Genomic DNA, 2,988 nt, shown 5'->3' on the forward strand with positions numbered 1-2,988 from the left:
CCGGCGGCGCCGGCGGCAACGCCGGCATCCTCGGCGGCAACGGCGGTGCCGGCGGCACTGCCGGTATCAGCCAGTCCGGCATCGGCGCACCCGGCGGAGCCGGCGGCAACGCCGGCCTGCTCTACGGCAATGGTGGCGTCGGCGGTGCCGGCGGCACCAGCAGATTCGGCGGTCTCGGCGGAAACGGAGGAGTCGGCGGCAAAGCCGGAATGATCGGCAACGGCGGTGACGGCGGCGCCGGCGGGGACAGCGGGTCGGCTACCGGTACCGGCGGTAACGGCGGTGCGGGCGGCAGCGCATGGCTGATCGGCGACGGCGGCAACGGCGGCAACGCCGGAATCGGCGTGACACCGGGTACGGGCGGTGCCGGCGGCGCCGGCGGGCAGCTGCTCGGCCAGGACGGCAACAACGGCCAGTGATAGTCGGCGGACCCGCCCGGTCGCGTGCCGGATGTGCGCTACCCGGTTTGTTGGACCGGCGGCCGGTAGAAGATCAGCAACTGCCCGATGGCGCCGGCGAGGCCGAGTCCGAGTGAGATCAGCAGGCCGGGCCAACCGTCGAACCAATTCTTTCCGAAGATCACCCAGTCCAGGCTGAGCTTTCCCGCGCCAAGCGTGGCGACGACGACGGCGCTGACCGCCAGCACCAGGTTGTATTCCCAACCCTCCTTGACGATGAAGAAGCCGTTGGGCCGGTGCACGGTCCATGCCGCGACCAGCATGAGCGAGACGAAACCCGCAGCCGGGATGGGCGTGAGCAGACCCGCGGCCAACCCCAGTCCGGCGGCAGTCTCGGTGCTGGCGGCCACTGTCGCGTGAAACTTCCCGGGCTTCATGCCGATGCTCTCGAACCAGCGTGCGGTACCCGGTATCCGGCCGCCACCGAAGAACTTGTTCAAGCCGTGCGCGGCCAGTGTCAGGCCCAGCACCAGCCGCAGGATCAGCAACCCGGCGTCATACGGAGTCATACCGTCAAAACTAGATCATCCTGCCCAGCTCCCGGCAGCAGCGGCGAGCCGCCGGTTCCGGTGATCGGTGTGGAAACATTGCGGACGTTCCGACGTTTGCCCGCAACCGCTTCAGGCTTGCCCGACCACGAGGGGGTGCATCAATGGCTCGTATCCCACGAGGCGGTGATCCCCTCAAAGATCCCCTCGAAGGCATCCGGAAAGACCCGGTGATCTTGCTGGACGGACAAGCGGATCATTCCCGCGAGGTTCTGGGCAACAAGGGCCACGGCATCGACGTGATGCGCCGCCACACGCTGCCGGTACCGCCCGCGTTCTGCATCACCACCGAAGTGGGCGTGCGGTACCTGGCCGACCCCGAGCCGACCATGGACGCGATTTGGGACGACGTGCTGGAGCGGATGCGCTGGCTGGAGTCCGAGACCGCGCGCACGTTCGGCCGCGGGCCGCGTCCGTTGCTGGTCAGCGTGCGCTCGGGGGCCACCCAGTCGATGCCCGGGATGATGGACACGATCCTGGACCTGGGCCTCAACGACGCCGTCGAGCAGGCCCTGGCCGCGGCCGGCACCGCTGATTTCGCCGCTGACACGCGCCGGCGGTTCATCCGCATGTATCGGCGAGTGACAGGCCGCGACCCCGCCGAGGATCCATACGAGCAGTTGCGCGCCGGCGTTGGGGCCGTCTTCGCATCCTGGAATTCTCCGCGGGCCAAGGCCTACCGCGGGCACTACGGCCGAGACGACCAGGGTGGTACCGCGGTGGTCGTACAGGCGATGGTGTTCGGCAACCAGACGGCCGATTCGGGCGCCGGGGTGCTCTCCTCCCGCAACCCCATCACCGGCGCAAACGAACCGTTCGGCGACTGGCTGCCCGGCGGTCAGGGCGACGACGTGGTCTCGGGATTGGTGGACGTCGAGCCGATTGCCGCGCTGCGCGACCAGCTACCGGCTGTCTATGACGAGCTGATCGCGGCCGCCCGATGTCTGGAGCGACTGACCTCAGACGTCCCGGAAATCGAGTTCACCGTCGAAAACGGCAAGCTCTGGCTATTGCAGACACGGTCTGCCGAGCGGTCGGCGCAGGCCGCGGTGCGGCTGGCTCTGCAACTGCGACACGAAGGTCTCATCGACGACGCCCAGACACTGCGCCGGATAGCCCCCGCCCATGTGGAAGCCCTGTTGCGGCCGGCTCTGCAGCCCGAAACACGCTTAGCCGCACCGCTTTTGGCCAAGGGCCTGCCCGCCTGTCCGGGTGTGGCCACCGGAATCGCCTACACCGACGTGGATGCGGCGCTGGACGCGGCCGACCGGGGCAAGCCGGTCATCCTGGTGCGCGACCACACCAGGCCCGAAGACGTGCTGGGCATGCTGGCCGCACAGGGCATAGTCACCGAGGTCGGTGGCGCGGCCAGCCACGCGGCAGTCGTCAGCCGCGAGCTTGGCCGGGTAGCCGTGGTCGGCTGCGGCCACGGCGTAGCCGCGACCCTGGCCGGCAAGCAGATCACCGTCGACGGACATCAGGGCGAGGTGCGCGCCGGGAGCCTGCCGCTGTCCGCGTGGTCCGAGAACGACACCCCGGAGCTGCGGGAACTCACCGGCATCGCGTTGCGCATCAGCCCGCTGCGCGCACATGCCACCGGCGACTACCCCAGGCTCGAGGATCATTCCGAGGCCGCCGCACGGGCTGCCATGACCGCCGGACATACCGATGTGGTGTCGGACGCGCCACTGATCACCATGTTGCATGCGCTCCGGGCATCGACTGCTTGATACCGGAGTCCTGACCACGCCGCTGGCCGAAGTGGTGATGTGCTTGCCTCGATCTTTCATGTAATTGAGTGGCATCGAGTGTCGTTAACGTGAAAGGCGCGCTGCCACAAGGATAATCGGACTTGCCACAGCACCGATGATCCGAGATGGAGCGCACCTAACAGATGCAGACTAGCAACGATTGGTCGAAGAATCTCCGTATCGAGGTGCGTGGCGATGATGTCGTCGGGCACGCCGGGAACGTGATCCCGC

At 68.1% G+C, this 2,988-nt stretch carries 3 protein-coding genes and 1 pseudogene; 2 read left to right on the forward strand and 2 right to left on the reverse strand.

The features are described 5' to 3' along the window. Positions 1-419 (forward strand): annotated as a pseudogene (locus EET03_RS20765) (PE family protein); the annotation flags it as partial. Between the two features lie 38 nt (positions 420-457). On the opposite strand, the gene EET03_RS20770 reads toward EET03_RS20765, so the two are convergent. Then, positions 458-967, reverse strand: a complete 510-nt coding sequence (locus EET03_RS20770) for a DoxX family protein (protein ID WP_063471804.1) — start codon at positions 965-967, stop codon at positions 458-460. A 143-nt stretch (positions 968-1,110) separates the two neighbouring features. Here EET03_RS20770 and EET03_RS20775 point away from each other — a divergent pair, with 143 nt between their 5' ends. Beyond that, a complete protein-coding gene (locus EET03_RS20775; protein WP_167470674.1) occupies positions 1,111-2,736 on the forward strand; it encodes a pyruvate, phosphate dikinase in 1,626 nt (541 codons plus the stop codon). A gap of 56 nt (positions 2,737-2,792) precedes the next feature. Here EET03_RS20775 and EET03_RS30940 read toward each other — a convergent pair. Next, positions 2,793-2,988 (reverse strand): hypothetical protein (locus EET03_RS30940; protein WP_208649106.1); only part of this gene is annotated, 196 nt, incomplete at its 5' end.

It is taken from the genome of Mycobacterium innocens (genome assembly GCF_900566055.1).
In the GTDB taxonomy this organism is placed as follows: Bacteria; Actinomycetota; Actinomycetes; order Mycobacteriales; family Mycobacteriaceae; genus Mycobacterium; species Mycobacterium innocens.